At 62.7% G+C, this 26,654-nt stretch carries 14 protein-coding genes; 3 read left to right on the top strand and 11 right to left on the bottom strand.

What is annotated here, in order from left to right; genetic code table 11:
- Window positions 1–36: 36 nt before the first annotated feature.
- From ACTJK9_RS04020 to ACTJK9_RS04010, 3 genes are read right to left on the bottom strand one after another with little or no spacing between them, the layout of a single operon-like run.
- Window positions 37–1,005, bottom strand: a complete 969-nt coding sequence (locus ACTJK9_RS04020; RefSeq protein ID WP_440812300.1) for a Gfo/Idh/MocA family protein — start codon at window positions 1,003–1,005, stop codon at window positions 37–39.
- Between the two features lie 9 nt (window positions 1,006–1,014).
- Window positions 1,015–1,902: a Dyp-type peroxidase gene (locus tag ACTJK9_RS04015; protein ID WP_440812297.1), complete on the bottom strand. Its 888-nt coding sequence runs from the start codon at window positions 1,900–1,902 to the stop codon at window positions 1,015–1,017.
- 56 nt (window positions 1,903–1,958) lie between these two features.
- A complete protein-coding gene (locus ACTJK9_RS04010) occupies window positions 1,959–2,993 on the bottom strand; it encodes an AraC family transcriptional regulator (RefSeq protein ID WP_085610496.1) in 1,035 nt (344 codons plus the stop codon).
- A gap of 210 nt (window positions 2,994–3,203) precedes the next feature.
- Here ACTJK9_RS04010 and ACTJK9_RS04005 point away from each other — a divergent pair, with 210 nt between their 5' ends.
- The 3 genes from ACTJK9_RS04005 (at window position 3,204) to ACTJK9_RS03995 (ending at window position 4,873) form a co-directional block, all read left to right on the top strand.
- Window positions 3,204–4,151: a SphA family protein gene (locus ACTJK9_RS04005; RefSeq protein ID WP_134022428.1), complete on the top strand. Its 948-nt coding sequence runs from the start codon at window positions 3,204–3,206 to the stop codon at window positions 4,149–4,151.
- Between the two features lie 253 nt (window positions 4,152–4,404).
- Entirely contained in the window at window positions 4,405–4,599 is a 195-nt protein-coding gene (gene relB, locus ACTJK9_RS04000; protein ID WP_064597149.1) for a type II toxin-antitoxin system RelB family antitoxin, read from the top strand.
- Window positions 4,505–4,873 (top strand): type II toxin-antitoxin system RelE/ParE family toxin, encoded by a 369-nt coding sequence (locus tag ACTJK9_RS03995; protein ID WP_373874451.1) that lies wholly within the window; start codon window positions 4,505–4,507, stop codon window positions 4,871–4,873. The genes relB and ACTJK9_RS03995 overlap by 95 nt, the downstream gene beginning before the upstream one ends.
- A 49-nt stretch (window positions 4,874–4,922) precedes the next feature.
- Here the strand turns inward: ACTJK9_RS03995 and ACTJK9_RS03990 are convergent, their stop codons facing one another.
- The 8 genes from ACTJK9_RS03990 to gspK form a co-directional block, all read right to left on the bottom strand.
- On the bottom strand, window positions 4,923–17,405 hold the full coding sequence (locus ACTJK9_RS03990) for a filamentous haemagglutinin family protein (protein ID WP_440812292.1): 12,483 nt from the start codon (window positions 17,403–17,405) through the stop codon (window positions 4,923–4,925).
- 189 nt (window positions 17,406–17,594) lie between these two features.
- Window positions 17,595–18,704, bottom strand: coding sequence for a substrate-binding domain-containing protein (locus tag ACTJK9_RS03985; RefSeq protein ID WP_085610499.1), 1,110 nt, complete (start codon window positions 18,702–18,704; stop codon window positions 17,595–17,597).
- 348 nt (window positions 18,705–19,052) lie between these two features.
- Window positions 19,053–20,264: a type II secretion system inner membrane protein GspF gene (gene gspF, locus ACTJK9_RS03980; RefSeq protein ID WP_102621804.1), complete on the bottom strand. Its 1,212-nt coding sequence runs from the start codon at window positions 20,262–20,264 to the stop codon at window positions 19,053–19,055.
- Window positions 20,264–21,670: a type II secretion system ATPase GspE gene (gene gspE, locus ACTJK9_RS03975; protein WP_440812288.1), complete on the bottom strand. Its 1,407-nt coding sequence runs from the start codon at window positions 21,668–21,670 to the stop codon at window positions 20,264–20,266. The genes gspF and gspE overlap by 1 nt, the downstream gene beginning before the upstream one ends.
- Window positions 21,667–24,018 (bottom strand): type II secretion system secretin GspD, encoded by a 2,352-nt coding sequence (gene gspD / locus ACTJK9_RS03970; protein ID WP_440812286.1) that lies wholly within the window; start codon window positions 24,016–24,018, stop codon window positions 21,667–21,669. Before gspD ends, gspE begins: the two co-directional genes overlap by 4 nt.
- The gene (gspM, locus tag ACTJK9_RS03965) at window positions 24,015–24,560 is read right to left on the bottom strand and encodes a type II secretion system protein GspM (protein ID WP_440812283.1); all 546 of its coding nucleotides are present in this window, start codon (window positions 24,558–24,560) and stop codon (window positions 24,015–24,017) included. Before gspM ends, gspD begins: the two co-directional genes overlap by 4 nt.
- On the bottom strand, window positions 24,553–25,698 hold the full coding sequence (gene gspL / locus ACTJK9_RS03960) for a type II secretion system protein GspL (protein WP_440812280.1): 1,146 nt from the start codon (window positions 25,696–25,698) through the stop codon (window positions 24,553–24,555). Before gspL ends, gspM begins: the two co-directional genes overlap by 8 nt.
- Window positions 25,695–26,648, bottom strand: a complete 954-nt coding sequence (gspK, locus tag ACTJK9_RS03955; RefSeq protein WP_440812278.1) for a type II secretion system minor pseudopilin GspK — start codon at window positions 26,646–26,648, stop codon at window positions 25,695–25,697. Before gspK ends, gspL begins: the two co-directional genes overlap by 4 nt.
- Window positions 26,649–26,654 lie beyond the last annotated feature (6 nt).

Raw genomic sequence — 26,654 nt, 5'->3', positions numbered from 1 at the left:
CCCGCTCCCACATTGGTATTGAGTGCGACCAGCGAATCAGTAGCGTTTGAGAATCTGATCCATGACCCAATCGGTCTTCAGGGCTTCGGCGGCGACTGCCGGGTGCCGGGACTCACCGCGAATCTGCGCATTCATGCCCAGTACGTGGTGCCATTGGATGTGCTCGTGATGGGAGATTTCCAGGCTGATGTGTTCATCGGCGTGCAGCTCGACCGGATGTTCGTCGAACACCGAAAAACCGATCCGCCCTTGGCTGCCGATGATCTCGACCCGATCCTCGCGCCGGTCCGCGACAAAGCTCCAGCAACCCATGCCCAGCGCGCCCGAAGCGAATCGCCAACTGGCGCTGACCGCATCTTCCGCCGCGTACAACCCGGCCTGACGCGCGGTGAAGCCGGCGACTTCGACGATGTCGCCGAGCAGGTACTGGAACAGGTCGAATCCATGGCTGGCCAGATCCGCGAAATACCCGCCACCGGCCACCGCCGGATCGGTGCGCCAGTTTGCGCTGCCGGCCAGATCCTTGGGCGATGGTGCCTTGGTCAGCGTCCAGCTCAAATGCCGCACCTCACCGATGCGCCCCTGCTCCAGCCATTGCCGCACCTGCTGGAAGCGCGGCAATGAACGGCGGTAATAGGAGACGAACAGGTGCAAACCGGCATCGGCAAACACCTGCTGCATCTCGCGGCTTTGCCCGACGTTGAGCGCCATCGGTTTTTCCACGCAGCAATGCTTGCCGGCGGCGGCGACTTTCAGGCTGTAGGCGTGGTGGCTGTCGGGTGGCGTGGCGATGTACACCGCGTCCACCTCGGGGTCGTTGATCAGGGCATCGACGTCGGTGTAAGTCCGGGCGATACCGTGGCGCGCGGCGTAATCGGTCACCGCTTCGAGGCGTCGCCCCATGACGGCCACCAACGCCGAGCCGGGCGCCTTGTAGAAGGCCGGCCCGCTCTTGCGTTCGGCAACGCTGCCGCAACCGATCATGCCCCAACGCACCACGTGCATGCTTGCGCCTCAGCCGATGCGCAGTGCGCGCAGGTCGAGGTGGCCGTTTTGCAGCGGCGGGCACCAGTAGTAGCCGCCGGTGATCGGCCGGCTGATGCGGTACAGACCGTCGGTGATGCCGTCTTCCAGACCGCTCATGCGCCGCAGTTGCGCTTCGAAGGCATCGAGGGAGAAGCCGAACGCGAGGAACATCAGGCCGGCGCGATCGCCTTCGATCCACGGCATCGAACGACGCACGACGAAGGCTTCCGGGGCGAAGCTTTCCTGAGCGGTGCGTTTGACGTGAGCGGACACCGGGGCGTCGTCGATCTCTTCGTTGTCGCTCAGGCGACGGCCCATGATGTTGTCCTTGTCTTCAGCGGACAGCGCATGGAATCCCTTGAGGTCGTGCTGCCACTGCTGGATCGCAGCGAAGCTGCCACCGACCAGACCGTCAGCGCCTTCACTTTGCAGTGCGGCGGCGATGGCGGCTTCGTCATTGGGGTTTTCGGTGCCGTCTTCATAACCGGTGAGGTCATGGCCGTCCTTGTGGCGGAAAGCTTCCTGCATCTGCACCAGACGCAGCGCCGGGGCCAGGGCGGCCTCAAGCGCAGTGCTGCGGTTGAGCAGCTCGCCACGGTCGACGCCGTGCAGCCAGACCCACAGGGCGTGCTGGGTCGACGGGTTTTCCACGCCGACACCGGTCAGCGCCGGAAAGCTGCGCAGGCCGTCGACGTGCACATTCAGGGCCTTGGCCAGGGTTTCACCAAAACCGACCACCGCCGACTTGCCATCCACCAGGTTCAGCAGGTTGTCGATCGCCTGCGGCAGCGCTTCAACCGACTCGAGAGCGAAAAACAGGTGACGTGCTTGCGGCGGAACAGGGGTGGCGAGAATGCCCGGCTGGTAGTAACTCATGTCGACTCCTTGGAAAGAGCGCGGAGTTTAACTGTAGGCGGAGGGTTTGTGGGGGATCAGATGACGCACTCGCTGCGCCACGCACTCGGGCTCTTCCCCGTCCAACGCTTGAACGCCCGGCGAAAACTGCGCACATCGCTATAGCCGACCTCCTCGGTAATCCGCTCGATCGGCATATCAGGGTTGGCCAGCAAACTCATGGTTCGCGCCTGCCGCACCTGCTCCAGCAGCGCCTCAAACGTTAGCGAATGTTCAGTCAGCCGCCGGCGCAAAGTCCGGCTGCTCATGTTCAAGTCACCGGCAATCTTTTCAATGTGACTGCCCCGGCTCAGATCCCGGGCAATCGCCCGCTCCACGGCCTGGATCAGATCAAGTTTCTGATGAACCTGCGCCGCTTCCAGCTCCAGCAGTTTGACCGCCTGACGCAGCGCCAGCGAATGATGATTGGGCAGGTTCACATCCAGCCATTGCACGTCGATCAGCATCCGATTGTGCAGGCAACCGAAGCGCACCTCCGGCCCCAGCAGGCGCCGGTATTCATCAACGTAATCCGGCGCCGCGTGCATGAATTCCACGGCAATCGGCTTGAACGTCTCGCCCACCAGCGCCCGGCCATAGACCAGCAGGCTGGCGAAAAACTCTTCCACCGCAAACACCTGCACCTCGGCAAACGGCAGCCGGCATTCAACGTCGACGTAGACCTGATCGCCCACCACATCGACGCTGGAAACGACGATCCCGCCGGAGGTGTGCTGATGCCGAACGCCAATGTCGAACGCATCGCGCAAGGTCTTGCACAGCGACAGTACGTGCCCCAGCAAACCGAGCGTCCCGAGCACGTTCTGCGCGCCCACCCACAGGCCCAGCCCCTGATTGGGCAAAGCTTTAAGCGCCCGCTGGATCATCGCCACGGCCTGGCGGTAGGAAATCCGCTGCGAAGGATCCTGCAGATCTTCGAAATCAAAACCCAGGCCACGGCACAGGCTCTGCGGCTCGACGCCCTTGTTGGCGGCGACTTCGGCCAGGGTTTGCAGGAGAAACGGCGACACCAGCGCCATTTCGAAGGTCGGGTCTTGGACTTTTACGTTCATGGGGGCTGACATTCCGGATCACGCTGAATTGTTATTTTTGTAACCGGTTATGTCGAAGGAAGTTAGCACAGGGTTGGCGGACTGTCCGCAGAAGTCCCCTTCCGTGTCCGCCAATACCCTGCCCTGTTGTGCGCCAAGGGCTTATTTCTATGGTGGCCGGGCGCCCTGCGTACCGGCGTTGCGCCAAACACAATAATAATGAGGACGGACATGACCCCGAACCGCGCGACATTCCCTGTGCGACTGGCGCTGAGCCTGCTCGGCTGCGCCGCGACCCTGCCGGCGCTGGCCACCGAAGCCGGCGTCGACAACATCGGCCCCGGCACCGACGGCTTCTTCATGCTGCCGCTGGAAGTCGACAGCCTTCCGGAGAACATGGTCGCCTTCAATCTCTACTACAACCACTACAAGTCACGAAAGCTCAACATCAGTTCGCTCGGCGGCAAGGTGCCGAATGTCGAGATCGAATCCACCGCCGTCATCCCGCGTCTCGATTACCTGAGCCCGGTGCGGATTTTCGGCGGACGCCTGGCCGGTTACATCGCCCAGCCGTGGCTCAAGCAGGAAGTCTCGGTGTTCGGCCTGAGCGACACCCGCGAAGGCATGGGCGATACCACCATCGCGCCGATCATCCTGTGGGACATGGGCAAGGACCTGACCCTCGGCGCCGCCGTGGAAATCACCGTGCCCACCGGCGAATACAGCGTCGATCGGCTGGCCAACACCAGCAACAATTTCTACACCTACAAACCGCTGTTCTCCTTCACCTGGCTGCCGACCGAACGCACCGAGGTGTCGATGAAGACCACCTACAGCTTCAACGAGAAGAACAAGGACACCGACTACAAGTCCGGGCAGATCTTCCACTTCGATTACTCGGCCAGCTACAAGATCACCGACGACCTGATGCTCGGCATCAATGGCTACTACCTCAAGCAGACCACCGACGACAAACAGTTCGGCCACACCGTGCAGTTCGCCGGCGAAGACGTGAACGACGGCGTGCGCGGCAAGGTCTTCGCCATCGGCCCGGCGCTGCACTTCACCTTCCTCAAGTACGCCAGCGCGGAGATCCGCTGGGCCAAGGAGTTCGACGTGGAGAACCGGCCGGAGGGGGAAATGCTGTGGGCGAAGGTGAGCATTCCGTATGCGTTCTGAGTGCATTTGTAGGAAGGTGCGCGCGGATTTGTAGGCTGAAAACCTGAAAAACAGAGGGTAGGAATAGGCCTACAGTGGCAGTCGAGATTGCCGGACAACGGGGGGAAACGTCCGGCAGATTTCAAAGGGGCGCTTGCAGATACTGGGCTTCGTTATCCCATGGTTCTTCAAGGGCTCATGGGGTACATCGTCTGCCAGTGACGACAATGGGCCATTCCCCCTTAAACTGCTGAAATTGATCACGGAGATCACTATGAGCATATTGCATTCCCCGTTTTACGCTGACTTCGAATCCGAAGAAGAGGCAGAGAGCTACGATCGCTGGTTTCGTGCGGAGGTACAGGATGCACTTGATGATCCAAGTCCTGGCATTCCCCATGATGAAGTTATGGCAATGCTCGACCAGATGCTGGAAGAGATGCGCAGGAAGCGCCGCTCTGCTGCTTGAATGGAGCAGCAAGTCCTCGCGTCAACTGGCTGATATCTTCAAATACATCGAGCAACACAACACCAACGCTTCAATTTCGCTAAGAAACAAGGTGGGTGCAGCAGCACAGCGACTTTCATCAATACCTTATGGTTACCGGCCCGGCCGAGTACCTGGCACTCGCGAAATGGTGATTCATCCGAATTATCTGCTGGTCTATCGAGTGAATGGCCACATCAAAATACTGAGGGTGCTTCACGCCCGACAAAAATACCCTCCAACTTCATCAACCTAAAAAAAAGGGCGACCAAATGGCCGCCCGAAGCGTACTACACGAGAGTTCTTTACAACGTCAGCTGTCCCCGCTCCTCTTCGGTCAGCTGCTGTTTCGCCTGTTCATCCAGCGCCCCGGCGCCCAGCACCTGCACCGGGCTGTCGGGGTTGTAGCCGGGTGTCGGCGCGCGGCTGGCGCCGTCGCGGGTCGGGGCCAGTTGTTCGTTGCCGAAGCTCAGTACCTGCACGGTAAATACCGAAGCCTGGTTCTGGCGCGAGGCGGCTTGTTGCTGACGGGCGACGTCTTCCGCCGCCTGGGTTGCCGACGACGCGGCGGAACTGGCCGAGGTAATCGCCCCGGTGTTGACCGCCGAAACCACCGGCACGCCGGTCGCCTTGCCCTGCACCGAGATGTTGGCGGCGTTGACCACCGTCAGCGCGGCGATGTTGACGTTGCCCGACACGCGAATCCCCGCCTCGCCCGCATCGATGGTGCCCAGCGGCGCGATCAGGTCGATGTCCCCCGGGGCCACTTCGGCAATCGGGTTGAGCGTGGCGATACCGGCGCCGGTGCTCGGCACCGATGGCGACAGGGTCACGTTGCCCCAGGTGTCGTACACGCGTTTCGGCGGGGTGTAGACCACGGTGGTTTTCGAACCGCGACCGGCGTTGATGTCGCCCTCGGCAGACCAGCCGAGGATCGAGCCGCCGAACGTGGTCATGATCCGGCTCTGACCCAGCAAAATACTGCCTTGGGAGTAGAGCTGAATGTTGCCCGAACCCTGGGTGATGATCCCTGCCGTGGACGGCGGCGCGGCACCCTCGATGCCGAACACCTGACCGCCGCCCGGCGTGAGCATCTGGATATCGCCACCGAACAGGGTCTTGACCCCGGCGCCACCGTAAAGGGTGATGTCGCCGTCATACCGGATCGGGTTTCCGGCCACGTCGGTGGTCGGGAACAGCGAAGCAATGGCGTTGCGACCACGCAGGTAACTGCCTTTGCGCGGGCCGTCGACGTCGTTGTATTCCAGGCCGCCAGCACGCAATTCGGCGAAGTACACCTGGCGGGCGAAGATCGCCTGCTCGGCACTTGGCAACGCGGCGAAGAAGGCTTGCGCCTGCTCTGCGTCGCCGCTGAAGCCATAGCCGAGGGTCAGCCAGCTCTGCAGCTCATCGAGGTAAGTCTTGACCACTTTGCCCGGTTGCCCGTTGAGCGACGCATTCGGGTCGGCGAGGTTCTGCGGGTTCAGGTAACGGGCGATGAACCGCGAGTAATCCGGCCCCTGCGCGCCTACACCGGCCTGCAATACCACGCTGGCCCCCGGTCGCTTATCGCCTGCCACCAACGATCCGAGGCTGGTGATGCTGGCGCGGTTTTCCATGAGGATGTTGCGCCCGGCATTGATATCGAGGACACCAGGACCGGCGATATCGAAGCTGCTGTAGAGAATGTCGCGACCGGCAGAAACGCGAGAGATGTCTCGTGAGTCATTGTGGACGAACAGGTTGCCGGTGGACGTGATGTTCTCACGGTTGATGCCCATCTCTTCCGGCTGCACGGAGGTTGGCTGTCCAAGATTGGTTCCGGACGCGACGATGTCACGACCGGCGATCATCCAGACGGGGCCCGCGGCTTCGTACCAGGTCCGTTTGGATGTTTCGAAATTCAAGGTCTCACCGGTGCGTATACCCACCAGATCACCGGTCAACGCATAAAAGCGTGCAGGCTGCTGCACATCGCTCAATCCCGAATAGCTGTTGGGACCGAATGCGAACAACGGATAACGCGTGTTTCCGTCCGGAACAACACCGTCGCGACTGTAATTGCTGGCCACCAGTGTGCCTTGCGAATTGGCATCAAAGCGATTGAACGCCGGATTGAATGGTGTCGCGATGGCTAAAGGACTGGCACCGGATTGATTGATCGCATAGCCACCCGCGTAGATCGAATCACCCGCCAACAATTCCAGCTGACCTGACTGCGATGGCGCCAGCAGCAACGAATAGGCTTTAAGCGGGTTGTTGCCAAGCCCGCCGTCAAAAGCGGCAGACGGACCGGCATAAATGGAACCCTGCCCCGCCACTGCCCGAAGGATGGAGGGATAGACGAATCGACCGTCCGTAGGCGAAGTGTTTCGCCCAAGGATCAGATTGTTGGAACCGTCGAACTCTGCGATCTGCGTACTGGGCGCGAGATTGCCACCCGCCGAAAACAAGTCGATTGCCGTATGGTCGGTCCACAACGAAAAACCACTCAGGATCCCGCCTCTCTTGATGTCCCCATTGCTGTCGAAAACAGGGGTCGCGTTCTGCAGGCTCACTCGCCCCGGATCCCCAGCCCCGCCCAACACCAGATCGCCACGGGTGCTCAGGCTCATGCCCGAGTCACCGGGAATCAACACCAGGCCACCGGAAGCTTTGCTGAGCGTGGAAGTAAACGGATCGAAAGCGCGCGTCTCTCTCGGGTCATTGAATTGCGAGGCCGCGCCGTATTGCAGATCAATTCCGCCCACAGCCCCGCCACTCAATTGTGCCGCGCCGCGCAGGTTAATCAGTGCACCTTGCAGATCGTGGAATGGTCGCGCCGTGCCGGTATCACCCGCCCGGGCTTGCAGCGACGGGTTGAGCTGACCGCCAATGCGGATATCCATGTCACCGCCACCGGTCATCTGCACGCTACCATCGCTGCCGATTCTGCCTGTGCTGCCGACTGCCACGATCAGCCCTTGACTGCGCAGGTAATTGCGCGAATCGCCCATGGGCTTCAACAGGCCCGCGTCAGCCCCGGCGCGCAAACTGATGTTGCCGCCGCCCAGCGTACCAAAGCCGGTAAACCCCACCAGATACGGGTCGGTACTGGTTGCATTCGGTATCGGCTGAGTGATGTAACTGCCGAAGTTGATCCACCAGGCGGTTGGAACATCGGCACTCCCCGTCCCCTGGCGCCACAGCCAGTTGCCGACGGCGACGCTGGCGATCTGGTCGCGGAAACCGCCGGACGTGGTTTGCTCCTTGTGCCCTACCGAATCGCCGGAAATCGATCCACCGGCATTGATTGTGAGGTTGCCGCCCAGCTGTGGATACCAGGCCTGATAAAGGCTGTCAGTGCCACCGTTGACCCATTTTTCGTAGTCGGCCCCCGTGCTGCCCAGAACCGAGTTGGTATCGGAAAGGTGCCCGCGTGGCTGGTTATAGAGCGGATCGACATTGGCCGACTGCGTCCCTGCGGTGTACACACCAAAAGGTGAGTCCATGCTCAGATTGCCCGCCGATATCAGGTCGAGATCGCCCGTCCCTGTGCGCAGCACACTGAACATCTGGGTGTGAGCCTTGGCGGATTTCTGCGGATTGTTTTCCAGGCACAACTCCGGCATCAGTTGGCAAAGGATCAGGTAGTCATCTGGAACGGGCTCGTAATCGGCGCCCATGCCACTGCCCGGTGCCCAGACCCAGCGTGCCATCGGCGCGCAATCGCCGGGACCGATCTCGCACAGAATCAGGTACTCCTCGGGGATCGGCTCATACGCGGGGAAGCCATACTGGTTGCCGACGGCCCAGACCAGTTTCGCGGCACCCTGAGTGACCGTCACGCCATAGTGAGTATCCGCCAGTCGTAAATTGCCTTCGCTGGTCACCGGTTTGACCATGCGGTTATCGGCGGCCTCAAGATCGGCACCGGCCACCACACGCATTGACCACGACGCACTGCCCGACGGCAACATGCTCGCCACTGCCCAGTTCTTGCCCTGCTGCGTGCCGTTGAACGGGCGCAACTCGATCAGGGACGTACCGTCGGCCAGTTTCACGTCCGTCATTGACGGAATCAGCGACCCGCGCAACAAGGCCAGTGAACCGCTCAACAGAACGCCGTCAGTGTTGCCGGTGTCTGCATCGACAGTCCCGGGGAGCGGCACTCCTTTGGGCCAGGTCATCGCGTCCAGCGAGGTCGCCTTGTTCAGGCGAATGCCTGCACCCAGACGCGTAGTGGCTGGCAAGGTCACGCTGTCGCTGAGCAATGTTCCTGCGGCGTACAGCAAATTGCCGTTCTGGTCGTGAATCGCGCCAGCCAGCACCGTACCGGCGCTGAAGGTATAGGACTCTTTCAGGGTCACTTGACCTGGCAGCAACGTACCGCTGGCGAAGGTCGCACTCTGAATCGCCACGTCATAGTTCAGCGTTGCACCTACCGGGAACCTCGTACCCTCGGCCAGCGAAACACCGGTGCCCGGAACGATCAGATCGCCGCCGAACGGCTGCACACCTGCAATCAGTTTCCAGCCGGCATCATCGACGGTTTCAGGTGGCGGGGCGAAGCCGTCGTTGATGCTGCCGTAAATATCGAGATTGCCGCCGGCACGGATCACCAGGCTGCCGGCCTCCCCTGAACCGTAAACGGCAGGGTTCAGCCGCGTGTGCGGATTGAGACTGGCGTAGCGATAGCCCGAAAGGTCCAGATCGCCCTCCACCACCAGATCACCGTCGGCAGTCTTGCTGGCGATTTCCACGCCCGGCCGCAGATGGAATGCATCGGCGTAGGTGGCGTTGTTCAGCCCGGCCAGTTTGCGTTGCAGCAGATCACTGTTGCCCAGCGCAGCGTTGATGAAGTTGTTGCTGTCACCGTGAATGCGATCGAGCATGGCTTGATCGATGACCTGATACGGCCGCCCGCTGACGGCCTGATCGACACCATCACGGGCATCGGTGTAACGGCGCACGCCATTGAGCCCGATAGAACGCGCGCCCTGAATGGTCAGCGCACCGCTGGCGTCGATGGCGATGTCATTGTTGCCCAGGCGTGGCGCGTTCAGCTCCAGAGTGCCGCGCAGCATTCCATCGTGTTGCCCCGCAAGGAAACCGGGCACGGCATCGGTGCCGTGGCGCAGGTCGATGCGCGCGCCGCTGCCCAGCGTGAGCAAGCCGTCGCCGGAACCGAGTTCGACCGTGGCACGGTTCGGCGCATCGATGATCTTGCCGTAGCTGTCCACCCGCAGCACGCGACCATGGGCGTCGAGCACGCTATTGCCCGCGAGGGTCAGACCGTTTTTCGCCGACAGACGAATGCTGCCGACACGTTCGCCGCTGGCATCGATCAGACCGGCCACCGTCAGGCTGCCATTGTCCACCGACACATTGACTTCGCCAGCCTTGAGACCGTCGCCGATCACCAGGTTGCCCTGCTTGAGTTGCAGGCTGCGACTGCCGAACACCTGACCGGCGTTCAAGCGCTGGTTGAGCGCGGCAAACTGCTCGGAGGCGTCACCGTCCAGACGCTGCGCGCGAATGTCCACGCCCCCGGCCTTGTACGGCACCAACGTGCCCCCGGCGTCGTAGTAACCGCTGCTGCCGCCGACAATCTCGCCTTGCAGGTCGACCATCCCGGCTGCGTCCGCCAATGCGACGACGCTGAGGTTGCCGGCCTGATTGTTCTGCGCCGACAGGTCGATGCGCGAGCCCGCGGCCTGACGGATATTGCCGTTGGCGCTGTACAGCGAAACATCGCCGCCCCAGCTGTACTTGCTGACATCGTTGAACGGCAAGGTGCGCCCGGCCATATCCAGCACGGCTCCGCTGCCCAGGGTCAGATCGCCCTCGGACTTCACCGTCAGCTTGCCGCTGGCCAATGCGATACGGCTGTCGAGCACGACGTTGCGGGCTTCAAGGTTCAACTCCGCCCCCAGGGCATTGGCCACTCCAACAGCCCCGGCGCCACTGAGCGTCAGGCTGTTGCCGGCCTTGAGCAGACTGACCGATGCCGCTTCACCAGTCAGCAACGGTGTGCGCAGATTCAGATTGCCGCCACTGTAGGTGTAGCCTTTGACCGGGTCGTAAACGCCCTGCTGCTGATAAACCGCCAGGCTGCCCTTGTGATTGGCAGTAATGCGTTCACTGGCCGTCAGGTTGACGTTGGCAAAACCCAGCGCCAGACGATTGTTCTGATCCAGACCATTGGGTTGTGGCATCGGCCCGTAACCCAGCTCGATGCGTTGCGCCTGAATATCCAGCGTCCCCTTTCCGGTGCCGGCTCCCTCTTTGATCACCGTGCCCGGGTTTTGAGTGGCACCGTTCCAGATCAGATTGCTGGTACGGATGGTCGCCACATCACTGGCATCGCCCAAGCCGTAAATCGCAGGTGTCACGAGTAACAGATTCTGCAACTTGCTCTGACCGGTCTGCGGGTCCAGCGTATCGAGGGTTACGCTGCCAAAGAAGTTGAATGCATCACGAGCGGTCAGGCTCAGGGTTTCAAGGGCTGGCGCACCATACTGAGTGTCGCCGCGTAACAGGCGGTCAAGCACAGTCGGGTTCAGTACCAGGCCATTGGGTACGCGTTTGCCTGCCGCCGCCAGCGACGCTGCATTACCGACATTCACCGCGCCCACGGCGAGCGCCAGATGCCGGGTACCGAAACGTACGGCCTCGCCCAGCTCGAACTGATCGTTGGTGGCGGCGGTAATGCTGCCATTGGAATAAAGCAGCGCCGGGTTGCTGCAGGCGTCAGACGTACAGGTGCCGATACGAACGTTGCCGCCGCTGCCTTGGTCGGGTGCCAGTACATTGGTCCAGCCGTTGGACACCAACAACATGCTGGCGGCCCCCGGTTTATAGAGATAGCCATCCGCGGAGTCATAAGCGACATTGCCGCGCCCCAGCGTATTGATGCCCGCCCCCGCCTCGACCGTTATCCCGCCGGCGCCCGATGTCGTGCGCAACAGGACTTCCGGCGCCGACAATACGGCCCCTTCACGCAGAACGATGCTGGAGTTATCACCCAGGAAACTGATGAGATTACCTTCCACGGTGTACCGCACATTCGGCATTGCGCCGACGGTCAGACGTCCTGCATTCAGGTTGTTCAGGGTATCGGCATAGAGAGAGACGCCTTTGAAACCCTCAGTGGGAGCATGCCCTGCACCCAGGATTTCAAAATCTGCGCCGGCGTTGCCACTGCGTACCACCGCTGTGCCAACCCTGCCATTTTCGGCTGCCGCGAATAACGCGCTACCCGCGAACTGAAGCGCAATGTCTTGCTTGCCGCCAGCAACCAGACGCAAATCCAGTGTCTTGCCATCCATCGGTGCCAGCGCCCTTGGCACGCCACGGCGCGCGGCATCGCTCTGGATAAATGCAGTGAATCCGGTTTCGTTGTACTGCGAATAACGGCGCAACACATCAGCCGAAGTCAGAATGACCTGACTGGCCAGACTGTCGCGCAGGCCGGTATTGGCAATCGACATCTGTGCGTTACTGGTCCACGAACCATTGCGCAATGTGCCCGTTGTCGTGCCTGGTGCGGCCTGACCATTGACCTCGACCCGGAACGCACCGGGCAACAGCGCGAAAGTAGAAGGCAACAGTGTGTAGGTGCCCGCCGGCAGCCCCGGAACACCAGCCCCCAGCGTGATTTGCTGGCCGATACGCGGGTCCACCGCACCGGCTTCGGCGAGCACGGGCGCGTAGGTACTCTGATTGCCCGGGACAATGGCGTAGACCGGGTTGCTTGCCAGCCCCGGCAAGCTGAATGTACCGTCAGCGGCGTTGCGTACCAGCGGGTTGAAACGCGCATCGGTTGAGCCGCCACGCCCGGAAACGAAACCGGCGCCGCGCAGATCGCCACCGCCCGAAAGATCAATGACCGCGCCGCTCTGTACGTCAATGAATTGCGAGCGGATTGCCACGCCGGTGTTCTCGCCCGTGATCCCCTCAAGGGCGACGGACTTGCCGTTGTAAAGGTAGTCGATGCCATCGGTGGTGCCACCATACGGCATGACCAGGCCGGCAGCGCTGACCGAAGTCAGGCTGCCGGGAAGCAGATGAACCTCGCGGGTCTGGGTCAACAGGTCGTCACCCAGAGAAATCTGGCCCAGCGGTGCGCGAATCACCCCTCCCTGCTCGACGTACCCGCCATACAGACTCAACTTGCCGAACACCGAGTACGGCAATGCAACGGGCGCCGCACCCCGTCCGCTGATGCGCAACGTGTGCGCCGGCGCCGTAATCGAGCCCTGATAACCGACACGCACTTCAGCCTGGACGCCGCTGGCGGGATAAATCTGTGCAGCGCCAAGGCTCAAGTCACCCGGCGTCCACAGGCGGGTCTTCTCCGCGCCATCGGTCTGTGCCAGGAAACGCAGATCACCGCTGCTATCGAGCGATACCTCGCCAAAAGCCCGTCGGCTGTATTCAGCGGCGGGACCGCTGACTTGCCGGATCACGCCCTGGGTACCGAACGACAGACCGTTGCTCAGATCCAGCAGATTCGCCGATGCGTTGAAGCTGGCCTCTGACAGTCGGGTCGTCGGATTGAGTGTTGCCTGAGGTCGAACCTTACCGACGATGCCGTAGTAGGTGCCGACTCCGGACAGGCGCAGATAGGGTGCGCTGACATTGACACGCGTTGCATCGTTCGACGACTCGGCCAGAGACAAAGCGCCCGCATACAGGCTCAGGCTCTGATTCATGTGCAGATTCACGTCACCGTCGAACGACAGCAGACCGTTGCTGAGCAGACTCAGGTTATCGAAACCACCACTCATCAAACCATCGGCACTCAAGCGCGCCTGCCCGTAGCGCAAACCGTCAGCGCTATGGCCGGGTTCCAGATCCGATCCCAATCGCTGATCAGCCGCGCCTTGAGCAATGATCATCTCCCTTGGCGCTCGCACCTTGTTGTCCGCAGAGTCCGCGTACAACGGTGATTCCAGGGCAATGTCCAGACGTCCTCCAGCGGCCCCGAGACCACCCGCCACCGCACGCAGACTGCCTTCGATGAACAGACCGTTGTAAGAACTCAGGCTGATGCGACCACCGTCAGTGGCGATGCGGGTCGGACCCTGGCCGGCGATATCGAGCAACGCCTCTGCACCCGAGGCATCCAGCCGTGCGCCTGGTCGTACGATCACGTAAGCATCGGCAGCGGTGGCTGTGGCGAGTTTCGAGTCGATCTCGCCGCCGATGACGATGCTGCCGCCCTTGCCCACCTGACCATACGTGCGCCCCAGAACGTCCGTTGCGGTACTGACTTGGCCGGATACATCCAGCACGGCCTGTTCACCGATCCAGATCGAACGGTCATGGGCCTTCGGATCGGCAACCAGGATGGACGTCGCCGGCTTGATCGAGCCGAACTGTTGCTGGCGGATGTCAATCGTGCCCCCCCTTGCATACAGCTCACCATCGACGGTGATCTGCCCGGCGCCACGCAGTTTGATGCTTCGTCCCGGGTCGACGCTGATGCGCGAGCCACGGCCCAGCGTCAAGGTGCTGTTGGCGGCATCGATCAGGTCGTCCAATGTCGCGCCACCTTGCAACGTCAGGCTGGCACCGGCGCGCTGGGTCAGAACGCCCTTGGTCGGGTTTTCCTGGAACAGCGTCGGGGTCCACAGCTCCAGCGCCGTACGCGGATCAACGCCGCTGATCTCGTTCGGTGCCGCATCGCCGAAACGGTAGACCGGCATGTTCACGTCGATTGCGGTGCCTTCGGCAACTTCGAGTCCGCTCAGGCCGATCAGGTTGTAGGCGGAGAATCCCTTGTCGAACAGATCAGCGGACAGCAGCAGGGTGTTTTCCGCCAGGGTTTTATCCGTTTGCCCGACGAGTATTTTGTTGGCCTGCACCGTCAGGGTGCCGCCGCCCGTGACGCCGTACCCGCGCAGTTCGCCATCGAGGTTCAGATGGGTCTTTCCGGGCGCGGAAATAGCGCTCGACTCCAGCGTCAGGTCGCCGCCCTTGCCGCCCCGGGTTTTGCCATTGGCAAGCACGGCACCACCGGAAGAGACATCGAGCAGGCTGCCGGCAGCGACGTCGATATCGCCGCTGCTGCGGACCGATATCAGGCCACCGTTCAGATACGCCAGGCTGGCGTTATCGTCCGGGTTGGTGCGCAGGTTGCTCCACAGGCCTCGTGTATCGAGAAGCACGCCCTCGGCGATGCGGGTTTGTGTCGCCTTGTCGGTTTTGGCCGCCAGGCGAGTGTCGGTGTTTGTACCGCCGTTGAACTGATTGAGTACGTTGCCCAGACGCAGGCTGCCACCGCGAGCAGTCAGGTCCGCGCCGACCTGCACATCCGGGGCGTACAGGGTGATGTCGCCACCGTTATCGACCGTGAGAGCGCCGTCAACGGCGATCTGATCCTTGGCCGAAACCTTGAGCGCACCCAGGCGGAATCCGTTGAGCTGATCGTTATCGAGATACAGCTTGCCCTTGCGGGCATCGGACACCGCGCCGGTCAATTCAAGATCGTTGTCGGCGACCGGGCGCGTGCCACCGATCTGCACCTGATCAAGCATTGGATTGAGGGTGTAGAGCAGGCCGTTCGACGCCGCGACAAAGGTCGGGTCGTAACTGCCGACAATCAATTGCGCACGCCGGGCCAGCGCGGTCTGGCTCTGCTGATAGCCGTCGAGCACCGGTTTCGGCGCCTGATTCTGCCGCTCGCCCTGGTACACGTCACCGATCATCTGCCCGTCGAGCACGGCGCTGGCAGTGGAAATCACCAGTTGCCCGGCATCCCGGCCCACGGTGTAACCCGACTCGAAGCGCGAACGCGGAGCGATCAGCGGGTTGTAGAAGTAGCTGGTCCGGCCCCAGCGCTCGCTGTTGTCTTCATAACCTTTGTACAGCCCGGTGTAGAGCAGATCCCCCGGTGCACGGGAAACTTCGTACAAGCGCCCGTCTGCGCCACGCAGCCAGCTCTGGCGGATCTGCCCGCTCTGCACATCCAGGGTGCCGCCGGACAGGTTGATCAGCGAACCCTTTTCGGTGACCACGTCGTTGCCGGCGAAACTCACCACGCCACCTTGGGCCATCCACTCGCCGACGCTGTGCCCCTGGGTGCCGAGATAACCACCGACTTCCAACAGGCCACCGGCGGTGTACCAGCGATCCGTGGCATAGCCGTTGGTGCCGGCCGGCACATACACCAGCTCGCGCACATCGACCCAGATGTCGTTGCTGTTGAGCGCGCCCTTCTCGCGGTTGACCGACGCATCACGCTGCTCATTGCCCTGCACGTTGATCTTGATGCTGTTGTTTTCCATCGCCACCTTGACGCCGATGGCACCGGACACATCGATCATCGCGCCCTCACGCACCAGGCTGCGGCGCTGCGCGCTGACCGCGACCTGCCCGCCTGTGGCCAGAGTGATGGAGCCATTCTGGAACTCGACGCTACCGCCGCTCTGGATCTCGATGCGCGACTGGTCGCCACGGATCCGGTTGTTGGCCGTGACGCCCGTCAGCGCGGCCTGATGCTGGCTGTCGAGGGCGGTCATGTCGCTGCTGTCGAGCATGATCGCCGTGGCACTGCCCTGCCCCAGCGTCACGCTGCCGTTGGTATCGGAGATCGGGTTGGTGAGGTGAATCGTGCCTCGCGTCGCCACTGACGTGCTGGCGAGCAATACGCCGTTTTGCACCACCTCATGACCGGTCAGGGTGATGTCGCCCGTAGCGGACTGGATCAATCCGTTGTTGCTGACCTTGCCCGCCACCGCACCGGCCTTGAATCCCGGAATCACTTCGCTGCCAAATGTGGTCGACAGCGCATTGCCTTCGGTGCCCGAGCCCTTGCGGATGTAGAAACGGTCACCGGCGGCCAGCACGGTCTGACCCTTGGCAGTGTTGATGCTGCCGTCGTTCTGCACTTCGTTGCCGAGCAGCAGCGCATAGCCGCCGGCATCGGTGGAAGCCGACGGTTTATGGGTTTCAATCGAGGCACCGCGCTCCACCAGCACTTTGCCGGCCGCATCGGTGAAGGTCGGTTGACTGCCGGTGCTGTCGAAATACAGACCCCGATCACGGAACTGGATATCGGTGATGTTCGCCGCTGCCGCCACCAGGTTGCGCACGTTGACCTGACTGCTGCCGCTGAACACGATGCCGTTGCGGTTGATCAGCATCACCGTGCCGTTGCCCTTGATCCGGCCTTGAATCTGGCTGGCCCGGGCGTTCGGATCGTTGACCCGGTTGAGCACTGCCCAGTTCGACTGCTGCGCGAAATCGACCGTGGTGTTGCGACCGACGTTGAAGGTTTCCCAGTTGAGAATGGCCTTGTCGGCGGTCTGCTCGATCGTCACTGTGGTCTTGCCATCGACCTGGGTCTGCTGCGGGCCCTTCGCGTTCTGCCAGCCCTGGGTCAGGCTGTTGTCGACTTTCAGACCGCCTTCGCCCAGACCGTCCGGCACAAACTGCACCGAGCCCAACGCGGCGGCGCGCCCGGCCGCCTGCGCCGCCTGTTGCGCGGCAATCGCGGCGACCGTGTTGTTCAGGGTCTGAATCGAACGCTGCAACTGCGCATTGGCCTTCTGCTGCTGGGCCAGCGGCGATGTCATTCCAGGCAAGCCACCCACGCTCGGACGCGCCGCCGCAGCCTGTTGCGCCGCGCCCTTGGCAGCAAACCAGCCCGAACTGAACGCCGTCTGCGCCTGCGCGCTGCCCGCCACCAGACACAACGCCACCGCGTGCGCCAACGGTTTGAGCAACCACAGCGCCGGCTCCATGGCTTCACGTTTGGAGGACAGAACGCTGGTACGACGACGGGATGGGCGAGCGAGCATCACTACGAGATCCTTTTTGATTGCCACACAAGGCCGCAGGCGTGCAAAAACCTGCTGTTACGTCATAGGCAGTTGGCGAGGGGCGCGACCGAACGGATGTCACACAAACTTCATGATTGAGGTGTATCCAGCCAAAAAAAATGGCGGCAACCCGAAGGTTGCCGCCATTTCTGTTACGACTGCGCGAGCTTACAAAGGACGACCGATGGTGTTGCACACGGTGGTGTTGTTGATGTCCAGGTTGTTGCCCGAGGTGTTGGTGATGAAGTTGGCGGTTACAGCGTTTTTCCAGGAATCAGGCACTGCGACGAACTTGTGAGCCTGAGTCGCGGCGTTGTTGCCCGGGATGCTGTAGTGCTTGGTCAGGAAGGCTTTGACGTCGGCGGCCACGGCTGCATCCTTGTAGCATTGACCGAAGATGAAGTTGGTGTAGGCAGCGAGCTTGTAACCCAGAGCCGGGTTGGCAACCACTGGCGACCAGTTGGCCGGGTTGGCAGCCTGGGCAGCGGTCGAAGGAGCGGTAACCGATGCCAGTGCCAGGTTGACGTTGGCCGAAGTCGGTTGAACACCGTTGACGCGGGCAACAACAGCGTTGCTGGTGGCATCTACACCGTCCGGACCGACGTAACCGATGGAGCCGTCAACTGCGTTCACGGCAGTGGCGACATCGGAAGTGTTGGCAACGCCGACCCAGTTCGAAGGCAGCGCGATGCCACCGATACGAGCGGCGGTGAAGGTGGTGCTGGTGGCGAACTGAGTCGGGCAGACGGCGTTCAGGTGACGGGTCAGGATTTCCGAAGTGCCGCTGGAAACGTTGCGATAAACAACGCGGATGGCGGTGGTGTCGGAAGTGCCCAGTACAGCACCCCAAGTGGTTTTGGCGCCGGAGAACACGTCGCACAGTTGAGCGCTGGTCAGGTTCAGAGCGGTCTGACCGGCTTTTTTGTAAGGGATGGCAACCGAAGTGGCAACCGAAGGCAGTTGAATCAGCGGCCCGAACGAAGCGCCGTAGGTGCTGCTGTAGGTGCTGAGTTCCGAAGCGCTGAGGATCGAGTCGCTACCGGCGAAGTGCACAGTGCCAGTGGTGCTGAAGCCAGCCGGGTTGTTGGTCAGGAAAGCGGTCTTGCCACCGCCGCTGCCGATGGCAGCGTAGCTGAAGTTGGCTGGCAGGATGCTGTCGGACGAGCCTTTGTACAGAGCGGCTGGCAGGGTTGCACCACCACCGGTAACGGCCATGGCTTGAGCGGAAGCCAGAGCGGCAACGGTCAGGGAAGCTGCGATCAGAGTGCGCTTGAACATGAAGAATCTCCTTTTCAACGTTGGTTGTGAACACAGGTTTTCAGGGGTCTTGCATGACGCTGGGAGGACTCACCGCTGACCTTCGCAAGCGGGGTCCGGGGTTAAGTCGCACTGAGAAATTCGCAGTTTCCGGTGACAGATAAAGGAAAAAACCTCGGGAGGTGCGAGGTGATTTTAGAGGGATTTTCTCGGGTGTTCTGGTGGTGAGCCGGAGGGTCTAAGACAAGCTTTTCGAGGGAGTCGGCCACAGCCCTTGAAGGGCCGTTGCAGATGACAGAAAGGAGAACCCGAGGATGCTGTTTTTGGCGCTCGGGTGAGATCAGACGCCGGTAAAAAAAGTTGAGAAATCTACTGCACCAACTGATTGATCTCGATGATCGGCAACAGCACCGCCATCACGATCACCAACACCACCCCGCCCATCACCACGATCATCAGCGGTTCGAGCAACGCGGTCATGCCCATCGCCCGACGCTCGATATCGCGGGACAGGGTTTGCGCAGCGCGCTCGAGCATCGGCGGCAGCGCACCGGTTTTCTCGCCGCTGGCGATCAGGTGAATCAGCACCGGTGGGAACACGTTTTCCACTTTCAGCGCGGCCGCCAGGTTGACGCCCTCGCGCACCTTGGCGGTGGCCTCATTGACGCTCAGGCTCAGACGATCATTCGACAAGGTCTGCCGCGCCGCCTCCAATGCGCGCAACAACGGCACCCCCGCGCCACCGAGAATCGCCAGGGTCGAGGCGAACCGGGCGGTGTTCAGCCCCAGCACAAAGCGCCCGATCAGCGGCAGCTTCAGCACCCGATGATGCCAACTCAAGCGCGCCGCCGGGTTGCGCAGATACAGGCGCCAGCTCCAGAACGCACCGGCCATGACGCCTGCGCACAACCAGCCCCACGCCCGGATGAAATCACTGGCATTGAGCATCGCCAGCGTCAGCCCCGGCAGATCCTGCCGCGCCTGGGAAAACGCACTGACCACCTGCGGCACCACGTAGCTGAGCAGGAAAATCACGATGCCGATCGACACCAGCCCGACCACGCCCGGATAGATGAACGCGGTGAGAATCTTGCCGCGCAGGTTGTTGCGCTCCTCGATGTAATCCGCCAGCCGCTCCATCACCTGCGCCAGATCACCGGACTCCTCGCCCGCCGCAATCAGCGCCCGGTAAATCTCCGGAAAATCCCGTGGCCGCGCCGCCAGCGCTTCGGCCAGGCGCATGCCGCTGCGCACATCGGCGCGAACGGCGCTGAGGGTGTGGGCGATGTGCTTTTTTTCGGCCTGTTCGACGGTGGCACTCAGCGCGGCCTCCAACGGGAGGCTGGCGCCGAGCAGGCTCGACAGTTGCCGGGTGGCCCAAGCCAGATCGTTATCCGAGAGCTTGGCGCTGAACAATCCACCGCCACCATGCTGAGAGACATTGCTTTCCTTCTCCACCGACAACGCCGTCAAGCCACGACCACGCAGCACGCCAAACGCCGCGCCCTGACTCTCCGCCTCCAGATGCCCGGATTCGATCTTGCCGCTGGCATCGGCGGCTTCAAAACGATAGCGATTCATCAGGCGTCCCGTGTCACGCGAAGGATTTCTTCCGGCGCCGTGGAACCGCTGCGAATCCAGCGCTCGCCGTCCTCGCGCAGGCTGAACATCCCGGCCTTGCTCGCCGCCGCACGCAACGCCTGCTCCCCTGCCCCTTGGTGAATCAGGGTGCGGATGTCGTCGTCGATGCAGAACAATTCGTGAATGCCGGTTCGGCCGCTGTAACCGGTGTGATTGCACGCCGCACAACCCACCGGGCGCCAGGTGCCGGGCGTGGCCGGGTCTTCCTGTTTGCACTGATTGCACAGGCGCCGCACCAACCGCTGGGCCAATACGCCGAGCATCGACGAGGCCAGCAGAAACGGCTCGACGCCCATGTCGACCAAGCGATTGACCGCCGACACCGCATCGTTGGTGTGCAACGTCGCCAACACCAGGTGACCGGTCAGCGACGCCTGCACCGCGATCTGCGCGGTTTCGAGGTCACGGATCTCGCCGATCATGATGATGTCCGGGTCCTGGCGCAGAATCGCCCGCAAGGCCAGGGCGAAGGTCATGTCGATCTTGGCGTTGACCTGAATCTGGCTGATGCCCGGCAAGTCGTATTCCACCGGGTCTTCCACGGTGAGGATGTTGCTGGTGCTCGCATCGAGCCGCGCTAGCGCCGCGTAAAGACTGGTGGTCTTGCCGCTACCGGTCGGGCCGGTGACCAGCACGATGCCGTGGGGCTGGCGGATCAGGTGATCGAGTTTGGCCAGCACCTGCGCATCCATGCCCAAGGTTTCCAGATGCAGGCGCCCGGCCTGCTTGTCCAGCAGACGCATCACCACTCGCTCGCCATGACCGGTGGGCACGGTGGAAACGCGAATGTCGATTGGCCGCCCCGCTACGCGCAACGCAATCCGGCCGTCCTGTGGCAAACGTTTTTCCGCGATATCGAGCTGCGCCATGATCTTGATCCGCGACACCAGCGCACCGTGCAACGCCTTGCGCGGCGAGACCACATCACGCAGGGTGCCATCGACCCGGTAGCGCACCACCGAATGGGTTTCGAACGGTTCGATGTGAATGTCGCTGGCCTCGTCCCGCGCCGCTTGGGTGAGCAAAGCGTTGATCATGCGGATCACCGGCGCGCCGTCCTGGGTGTCGAGCAGGTCGGTGATTTCCGGCATGTCCTGCATCAGACGGTCGAGATCGACTTCGTTTTCCGCCGCACCCACTACCGCCGCTGCGCTGCCGGTATCGGCGTAGGCCGTGGCGAGCAAGCCGTCGAGTTCGTCGTCGCGCACCCGCTCAAGCTTCGCCGCGCCGAACTGCCGGCGCACCTCGCTGATCGACCAGCCCGGCGTCGATGGGCACACCGTCAGCACGCCGTCGCGCAGCAAAATCCGCTGCGCCTTGGCCCAGGCGTAAGGCAATGCGCTCATTGCAGCGGCACCGCTTTGATGGTCGCACGCGGGCCGGACACCGGCGCCGGCACGCCTTGGGCAGTGGCGGGCAATTGCGGCGCCTGCATGTCCGGCATCGCCCAGCTGCGCTCCGGTTGCAGACCGCCCTGTGCGCGGCGCATGAAATCGTAGCGGTTCAACGTGATGCTGCGCCCCGCCGCGCTGTCGCGGATGATATACGGGCGCAGGAACACCATCAGGTTGGTTTTGGTGATCGAGCGGCGCTCGTTGCGAAACAGCGCGCCCAGCCCGGGAATATTCGAGAGCCACGGCACCGCGTCATTGCTCTGGCTGTAGCCGTCCTGCAGCAGACCGCCGAGCACCATGATCTGTCCGTCATCGAGCAGGATGCTGGTGTCGAGCGCGCGTTTGCTGGTAACGATCCCCGCCGAATTGGCCGCGGCCGAAGCACGTTCGTCGATGCTGCTGACTTCCTGATAGATGTCGAGCTTCACCGTGCCGCCCTCGGAAATCTGCGGCCGCACGTTGAGCTTCAAACCGACCTCTTCGCGAGTCACGGTCTGGAACGGGTTGTTGCTGGTGCCCCCGCCGCCGGTGACGTAACTGCCGCTGACAAACGGGATGGTCTGGCCGACGAAAATGCTCGCCGCTTCGTTGTCCAGGGTCAGCAGGTTCGGCGTCGACAGCACGTTGGTGCCGCCCTTGCTCTTCAGGGCCCGGGCCAGCACTTTCAGGTCGAGGATCTTGCCGATGCCGGGGATGTCGACCGTGCCGTTGACGTAGCCAAGGTTCAGGCCTTGGGGCAGTACATCGAGGCTGGTCTTGCCATTGACGTTGATCCCCGAACCGCCAAGGTTAGCGCCGCCGATCACGCCTTTGCCGCCGAGGTTGCCGGTCTGCCATTGCACGCCGAATTCGCTCGCGTCGTCCTCGCCGACTTCGACGATCAGGCTTTCGATGACCACTTGGGCGCGGCGCTGGTCGAGCAGATCAATGACTTCGCGCAGGTTGCGGTACAGCGGTTCCGGCGCGGAAATCAGCAAGGTGTTGGTGGTCGCGTCCGCCTGAATAGTCACGCCGCCGGCGCTGAAGGCCACGTTCTGTTCGCTGCTTTGCGCATTGCCGCTGCCGCTGGTGGCGCCGCTGCCCTGGGCGTAACTGCCGCCGGTGCTGCCGCTGTTGGTGGTCGAAGTGGAGCCGTTGGTTTGCGTACCGCTCTGGCCGTTTTGCCCGCCGCCCGAGTTGGTGGAACTGCCCATGTTGCTGAGCACCGAGCGCGCATTGTCGCTGGTGCCGCTGTCGCTCTCGCCGGTCAACAGACCGCGCAGTGCCTGGGCGAGTTTGCCGGCCTGGGCGTTGCGCAGATACACCACGTGCAGATTGCTCGGGTTGCTCTGGGCGTTGTCGAGTTTGTAGATCAGGTTGCGCGCCAGCTCCGTGCGCTCGGGGCTGCCGGCGCGGATGATGATGGTGTTGGAGCGCGGGTCGCCGATCACTGCGATTTTCTGGGTCGGATCGTTGCCCGGTGCGTCGAGCAGGTCGGCGACCATCGGCGCGATGTCGGCGGCGATGCCGTTCTGGATCTGCACCACGTCGGTGTCGATGGCGCTCGGGGTGTCGATGCCCTGAATCAGTTGCGCGACCCGCGTCAGGTTCTCGGCGTAATCGGTGACGACGATGGTGTTGTTGCCCGGATAGGCGTTGATCGGATTGTTCGGCGACACGATCGGGCGCAGCACCGGGATCAGGTTCACCGCGTTCTCGTATTGCAGGCGGAACGTGCGGGTGAGCATGCCGTTGCCAGCCGGTTTGTCGGCGCTGTAGATCGGCCCGCCGAGCAACTTGGCATCGGCTTCCGGCACCACCTGCGCCACGCCGCCGACGTCCACCACGCTAAAACCCTGCATGCGCAGCGCCGCCAGCAACATGTCGTAAGCCTGATGCGCCGGCACCTGGCCCTCGGAGACCAGCGTCAAGTTGCCCTTGACCCTTGGGTCCACCAGAAACTGCTGGCCGGTCGAGCGCGACAACGCCCGCACCACCGCTTGAATATCCGCATCGACAAAATTCAGCGTCACCGGCTGATCGCCCAACGGATTGGCCGGCAACGTCGTGCCCCGCGCCGAACCGCCACTGCGGGCGCGTTCGGTGATGTTGTGCAATTGCTTCGGCGCCGGTTTTACCTGGGCCTGCGCGCGCTCGCGGTCGAGCACCGCGTCGCCGCTGCGCTGGGTGTTGGCCAGCGGCCGGCCGAGTTCGCTGTCCACCAGCAGCGGCGGTTGATTCGGTGGCGTGGTGTTGCTGCACGCGCTCAATGCCATCAACAGCATCGGCAACGCCATGCGTTTGGATCCTGACCCCTTCATGAAGCTTCCTTAGCGCCCAGCGCCTGATCCATGCGTACGGTGCCCGACAGAGTGCCGGCCGTGTCATCGGTCGCGGCGTCGTCTGCGCGTTGCAGACGGGCCTCGACCACTTGCAGTGAAAAATTCCGGGGTTGGCTCAGCAGCCAGTCGAGCACGGCGTCGGCCGGTGCCGCGTCGAAGGTCAACTGCCAGCCGACGGACACGGCCGCCAATTGGTAATGGCCGCCCAGTCCGCTGGCCTGCAAGGTTTGTTGCAGCGACTGCTCCAGGTTCTGCCCGTCGGGGCGCACGCTGACGTCGCGCAACAGCACTTCCAGCGCTTCGGCCTGGGCGCGCAATTTCGGGGTTTCGACTTGCGAGGCGGTGATCTTCTTCAGTGGCGGCTGAATCAACGCCACCCACACAAACAGCCCCAGCAACAGCGCCGCCATGCCGCCGACCATGCGTTTTTCCCGCAAGGCCAACGGCTGCCAACGGGCCTTCAACTGAGCGTTGAAGCGCTGCCAACCGGCGCGGTATTTCGCAAGCGAGGGGCTATTCATCTTCGGCTCCGCTGCTGTCTTCGTTGTCGGTGGCGGCGGTCGCCTCGCCGGCCGGGCGCAGGACCCAGCCGTCGTCATTCGGGCTGATGCTGATGCCGGCCTGGGCCAGCGAGCCTTGCCAGTCCTTGTCGTTGCCCGAACGCCGGGCCTCGGGCAGCAGACTCAGTTGCAACGCGCCGTCGACAAACTCCAGACGTTGCACCGTCCCGGCCATGGACGGCATGCCACTGCCGGCCTGCGACACCAGCCGCGTGAAATCCTGCCCCGGCGCATCCACCGCGCCTTGCTGGCGCGCCGCGATCTGCTGACGGGCCTGTTGCAACGGATTGAGGATCACCGGCAACTCGGGGAACGCCTGCTTCACCCGCTGCGCCATCTGCGCCTTGAGCTGCTGGCCCTGCCCGGCCTCGCGAGCGGCGTACAGGTTCAAACCGATCACCCACACCGCCAGTGCCAGCGCACAACAGCCGAGCGCCCTGCCCCAGCCGCGATGCTCACTGCCCGGTTGCTGAAGGCCGCCGTGCAGGCCCCAATTCGGCAACTGGCCGGCGCTTCGCTGTGTATCGGCCAATTTTGATTGCATCGCTTCAGGCGCGCCGTCACCGATCCAGTGCGCGGGCAGACCGGTTTCCAGCAGCCAGGCTTCATCAATCATCGGCTGCACCTGCGCCGCATTCGGGCCATGGCGCAGCAATAGATGATCGTCATGCAGGCAGCCGACGCCGCCGGCCATCACCGGCAAACTGTAGGCCGCCGGGTACAGGCCCTTGAGGTTCAAGCCGAATTGCCCGAGGTGCTGCAAATCCTTGCGGGCCACCCAGGCGATCTGCACTTGGCCGCTTTCATTTCGAGCGCTGTGGGCGATGTGCATCTCGGCGCTATCGCCGAGCATCAACGCCTGCGCCGCACATTGCACGGCGGCAGCGGTTTTGTTCGCGGGCAGCGGCGGAAGATCGATGCTCGCCAACAGGCTGTCCGACGGGTGCAGAAAACACACCAGCGGTTGCTTCGGCAGCGCGCCAAGCCGCACGCGTTCCTGGCGAACGACCTGCCCCTGACGATCCAGCCACGCGCAATCCACTTCACTGTCGAGACTCAGCTCCGCCAGCGGCGGCAAACTCACACGCAACTGGCTCATACGCCCACCCGCGACCAGATCACTTGCGGCAAACGATCCTGACTGCGATGCAACAACGCATCGAGGCTCACCCGCCGCTGATCGCGCCGCGCCTGCCCACGCAGCCGAAACCAGTCACTGGTGATCCCGACCTTGACGCTGGTGATCTCCAGTTGCGGCAGTCGCAGGCGATTGACGAAATCCCCGCGATTGATAAACCAGCGCCCGGCGTCACGCTCATTGATCAACGCCTGCGCCCGCTCCAGCGACAACCCCGGCACATACGCCGCGAGCACCGGCGCCGTGGCGGTGTTGCCGTTGAGCCAGGTGGTCGCCGGAATCACCGTCAGGTACGGCGCCAGTTTCGCCAACAGCGCATCGTTGACCCCGTCGACACTGCGCAAATCGTCAAACGTGCGCAGCATCGGCAAGGTCGGCGCCTGCGGTTTGCGCGAAGCGGATGGCGACGTCGCGCGCCCACTGTCGAACGTATTTTTCGCCACAGGCTTGTCCACCATTTGGGCATTCAACAGGTGCGGATAAGAGCCGATCACCCGCTGACTGATGCGCCGGCTCAAGCCGTTGCTGACACCGATCAACTCGCACAAACGCTCGAACGCCTGCACCTGGGCGTCATCGACCCGCTCGTTGGCCACCAGATTGCGCAGGTTGAACTTGCCCTGCTCGTCCTCCAGCCGCCCCTCGAAACCCTGGGTGTTCAACCGCTGCGCCCACGGTTGATCGAGTCGGGTCAGCGGATCGCGCTGCCGCGCTTCCCACAACAATTGCCGGCTGATCTCCAACCCGCCGTGCAACACCCAACGGCCCTGCACACGCAGTTGTTCGGCTTCCAGCGCCCGGGTCGAAACGCTCTGGCGGGTCAGCATGCCGGCGGCGATCACCGCGACCACGGCCGCGATCAGCAGCGCACTGATGATCGCCATCCCCTGCTGGTTCGATTGGCTGTTCATGGCCGG

The sequence above is a fragment of the Pseudomonas sp. 22082 genome (genome assembly GCF_052046055.1).
Classification (GTDB): domain Bacteria; phylum Pseudomonadota; class Gammaproteobacteria; order Pseudomonadales; family Pseudomonadaceae; genus Aquipseudomonas; species Aquipseudomonas pharyngis.
Note: the sequence above shows the minus strand (reverse complement) of the source record. Positions and strands in the feature narration are given on the sequence as shown.